Below are 2,904 nucleotides of genomic sequence, written 5' to 3' on the forward strand. Positions count from 1 at the left end.
TCAAGTAACTCGAATACGCACTTTGCCTCACTATGTAAAAAGCATCAAAGCAAGCCTAGATGGTAAGACGGTATTTTTAGCTAAAACTGGTTTTTCTGTGAGCGAAGACCCTAATTTTCGTTTTTATGTATCAAGTGGAAAAGCCAGAAATCAATTAAAGATTGAAGTATTGGATACAGAAAGTCTAAAATTCGTGAATGATTTTTCTATGTAGTGCAATAATTTGAAATTTTTTAACCTAAATAAATACTTAATCAATCAATGAAAAGCTATATTTTAATATCTGATGCCCAGCAGTTATTCAAAGAATCAGTTGCCAGTCTAATTAACAAAGAGATTGATAAAGATTACATATGTAAACAATATTGCACTTATGAAACCTTGGTGCAGAATGTTAAAGCTATTAGTGGTAATATTAAGTTAATAATTTTAAGTACAAATTTGATAGATATTGGTAAGATTAATAAGAGATTACCTGATTTAAGAACTATAACAAAAACGCCCATCTTAGTAATTACCTCTATTAATAGTCGTTTCTTTGCCCAGGAAGTTATTGATTCTGGCGCCACTTATTGTCTGGTAAAAACTACATCACATGAAAGATGTAAAGAAGTTATCAATAAGATCTTATCAGGAAAGCAGATAGATCCGTTTAAAGAATCAAAGAGTGAAATCTATTCTAATAAGCTTACTAAAAGACAATACGAGGTTTTGTCTGAAATAGCGCAAGGCATGTTAAATAAACAAATAGCAAATAAACTACGAATTAGCGAGTCAACCGTTAAAATACATATTTCGTCTATTTTGGTTAAATTGTCTGTTAATAATCGCACCGAAGCTGCTATTAAATTTTTCCAAGAAGCGTAAGAAATTAAGTCTAGGGTTTAACGATAAGTATTTTTGCTTGGATTTTGGTGATGTTTAAATTTAACAACTCTATTGGTCAATCAGGATGCAAAATTAAATGAAACAGAAATAACAAAAAACAGGTAAAATTATTTTTTTCTAAAACAATAGGTTTTTTGATATGATTAAGTTTATAGTAGGTAGTATTGTGATTTTGGCACTTATTGGTGGTGCAGTTCAGTTTAAGTCAACTGATAAAGACTATTCTTTGATATTGAATAAAGAGACAGCAAAGGTTAGCGTGTATAACGGTGTTATTAAAATTTATGATTTTGTTAAAGAGTTAGTCGGCGGTACTACGAATGAAGTTGCTAACAAGGTTAAGTAGACTTATAGGTATTTTGTTATAGAAATAACCTTAGATTTTAGAAAGCAAAATTGTTCCGTTTGTGCCACCAAATCCAAATGAATTGGAAATTGCGTGGTTAATCTTCATTTCCCTTGCTTCGTTAGCGCAATAATCTAAATCACAATTAGGGTCTTGATTGAAGATGTTGATAGTTGGTGGTGCGACTTGATCTCTAATAGCTAAAGCGGTAAAGATTGCTTCAATGCCTCCAGCAGCACCCAGCAAATGCCCTGTCATTGATTTGGTAGAGCTCACTACAACATTATATGCATGCTCACCAAGCGCTAATTTAGTCGCATCAGTTTCTGCTTGGTCGCCAGCAGGGGTTGAAGTGCCGTGTGCATTAATATAATCAATTTGCTGTGCATTGATACCTGCATTACGCAGTGTGTTTTTTATACATCTGGCTGCGCCTTCGCCACCTTTGGAAGGTAGTGTCATATGATAAGCGTCGCCACTCATACCGTAACCAGAGACCTCAGCGTAGATAGTTGCACCACGTGCTTTGGCGTGTTCATATTCTTCTAATACCACCACGCCAGCACCATCGCCAAGTACAAAACCGTCACGGTCTTTGTCCCAAGGACGAGAAGCAGTTGATGGGTCATCGTTGCGAGTGGATAGGGCGCGTGCTGCTGCAAAACCGCCCAAGCCACAATTGGTGGTTGACATTTCAGCACCACCAGCAACCATTACATCGGCATCGCCATACTCAATTAAACGCGAAGCATCGCCGATATTGTGCGTACCAGTCGTGCAAGCAGTAACAATGGCGAAATTTGGACCTTTAAGACCGTATTTAACAGACAAGTTGCCAGAAATCATATTAATGATAGAAGAGGGTACAAAGAAAGGAGAAACACGCTTTGCACCTTTCTCTCTGAAAAGGTCAGCCGTTTTCTCAATGGTGCCTAAACCACCAATTCCTGCACCTATGGCAACACCGATACGCTCAGCATTTTCTTCGGTAATTTCAAGTCCACTATTTTCAATCGCTTGAATGCCTGCTGCCATACCATAATGAATAAAAGCATCCATTTTTTTGATCTCTTTAGGTTTTAAATAATCAGCAACATCAAAATCTTTAACCGAACCACCAAAAGTAACAGATTGTCCTTGGGTTTCAATATTGGTGAGAGAGTTAATGCCTGATTTTCCGTTAAGAATACTATCCCATGCTGTTGATACAGTTGAACCAACAGGAGATACAATGCCTAAACCAGTGATAACGACCCTTCTTTTACTCATAACTTACCTTTATTCTTAAATAAGAAAAAGGCGCTTAACCCAAGAGGGAAGAAGCGCCTTACTTATTATGTTGCTAAACGGAAATTACAAATTGTTATTAACATAGTCAATAGCTTGCTGGACAGTTGTAATATTTTCTGCTTCATCATCTGGAATTTCGCAATCAAACTCTTCTTCAAGAGACATGACTAATTCAACGGTATCTAAAGAATCTGCACCTAAATCATCAATAAAAGAAGCGTTATTATCAATATCACCACTTATATCTAATTGCTCAGCTACAACTGCCTTTACTCTTTCTTCAATACTACTCATTATGTTATTTCCTGCATCGTTATAAAAACCTATATTTTATCGTAAAAAATATTTATGTAATACTATTTTTGTAACTATTTTTATAA

5 protein-coding genes are annotated in these 2,904 nt (G+C 35.7%); 3 read left to right on the plus strand and 2 right to left on the minus strand.

The window, feature by feature from the left end; translation table 11 throughout:
- The 3 genes from BAZSYMA_RS08630 to BAZSYMA_RS08640 form a co-directional block, all read left to right on the plus strand.
- Positions 1–214 (plus strand): thiosulfate oxidation carrier complex protein SoxZ (locus BAZSYMA_RS08630; protein ID WP_206599460.1); only part of this gene is annotated, 214 nt, incomplete at its 5' end.
- Between the two features lie 47 nt (positions 215–261).
- The gene (locus BAZSYMA_RS08635) at positions 262–867 is read left to right on the plus strand and encodes a response regulator transcription factor (RefSeq protein WP_090718029.1); all 606 of its coding nucleotides are present in this window, start codon (positions 262–264) and stop codon (positions 865–867) included.
- 160 nt (positions 868–1,027) lie between these two features.
- Positions 1,028–1,234 carry a hypothetical protein gene (locus tag BAZSYMA_RS08640; RefSeq protein WP_090718034.1) on the plus strand — a complete coding sequence of 69 codons (207 nt, stop codon included), beginning with the start codon at positions 1,028–1,030 and terminating at the stop codon, positions 1,232–1,234.
- A 30-nt stretch (positions 1,235–1,264) separates the two neighbouring features.
- Here BAZSYMA_RS08640 and fabF read toward each other — a convergent pair whose 3' ends face one another.
- Positions 1,265–2,503 carry a beta-ketoacyl-ACP synthase II gene (fabF, locus tag BAZSYMA_RS08645; RefSeq protein WP_090718037.1) on the minus strand — a complete coding sequence of 413 codons (1,239 nt, stop codon included), beginning with the start codon at positions 2,501–2,503 and terminating at the stop codon, positions 1,265–1,267.
- 84 nt (positions 2,504–2,587) lie between these two features.
- Positions 2,588–2,818: an acyl carrier protein gene (gene acpP / locus BAZSYMA_RS08650; protein ID WP_090718041.1), complete on the minus strand. Its 231-nt coding sequence runs from the start codon at positions 2,816–2,818 to the stop codon at positions 2,588–2,590.
- Positions 2,819–2,904 lie beyond the last annotated feature (86 nt).

Origin of the sequence: Bathymodiolus azoricus thioautotrophic gill symbiont, from assembly GCF_001298715.1 — a bacterium.
Lineage (GTDB): Bacteria > Pseudomonadota > Gammaproteobacteria > PS1 > Pseudothioglobaceae > Thiodubiliella.

Excerpts from the sequence above, each read along its gene's own strand:
- acpP (WP_090718041.1), bottom strand. The coding sequence starts at position 2,818 with ATGAGTAGTATTGAAGAAAGAGTAAAGGCAGTTGTAGCTGAGCAATTA.
- fabF (WP_090718037.1), bottom strand. The coding sequence starts at position 2,503 with ATGAGTAAAAGAAGGGTCGTTATCACTGGTTTAGGCATTGTATCTCCT.
- BAZSYMA_RS08635 (WP_090718029.1), top strand. The coding sequence starts at position 262 with ATGAAAAGCTATATTTTAATATCTGATGCCCAGCAGTTATTCAAAGAA.
- BAZSYMA_RS08640 (WP_090718034.1), top strand. The coding sequence starts at position 1,028 with ATGATTAAGTTTATAGTAGGTAGTATTGTGATTTTGGCACTTATTGGT.